Annotated in this window: 1 protein-coding gene; it reads right to left on the bottom strand. The window is 65.3% G+C overall.

Features of this window, described 5'->3' with window-relative positions:
* Positions 1-368 (bottom strand): hypothetical protein (locus DRB06_RS16210; protein ID WP_181575255.1); only part of this gene is annotated, 368 nt, incomplete at its 3' end.
* Positions 369-806 lie beyond the last annotated feature (438 nt).

Here is an 806-nt window from a genome sequence, read left to right on the forward strand (position 1 = left end):
GCGAGTACGAGTCCGTAGCCGATGGCTCCTGCGGCGTCGGAGGACATGCCGGCTCGAGTGAGAATGCCGTCGAGCTCCGGCCAGTCGGTAAGTGCCGGCACCAGCGGAGGCCACAGCAGCGCCAGGGCGAGCACCACCAGCGCCGTCCGATTGGTCCACGGCGGCAGTTCCCGCCATGCATTGCTGTTGGGCGCCGCCGCGACACTGGCCAACAGCAGCTGCAGGAATAGCTGGATGAGCAGCGCGTAGGGGATGAAGAAGAGTTCCCACCCCACGGCGCCGTCAATCACGGATCCGATTACGGTCCACAACGGCAACAGCCCGCTGCACCACCACAGGTCCTTCACGCGCAACTGGATCACTCTCATATGGGCAGGTTAGGCGCGGCGTGAAAGACCGGCCATGGGGTGACCTGCCCATGCGCTGCCGCTCAAAACGCCTGGGGGCCGCCACTTCTACCGATCTCGGCACATAACCGGCTCTTCCGGTTTGTGGGTGTGGTGGGTGAGGGTGGGAGCTGTCAGCTGGGGTGCGGGGTGCGGGCCTGGTCGTTGATGCCCGCGCCGCCGGGTGCAGGCCGGCCGGGTTGTCTGGTGTGTTTTCCCGGGTGGGATCTGGCGCGTAGGTCGGCGCGGGCCCTGGCGGTTGGTACCTGTGGTTGACGGTTCGGCACTTAGCGCCGGCGATTCGTACCCTCTCGTGGCGGTTCGGCACCTAGAGGTACGTACCGTCCCTGTTATGTCTCAGGACATCGGTGACAGTTCTGTGTCAGGACATCGGTGACAGTTCGTGGGTTGTTGGGGGTG

Source organism: Actinomyces sp. Z5, assembly GCF_003287795.1.
GTDB lineage: Bacteria > Actinomycetota > Actinomycetes > Actinomycetales > Actinomycetaceae > Actinomyces > Actinomyces glycerinitolerans.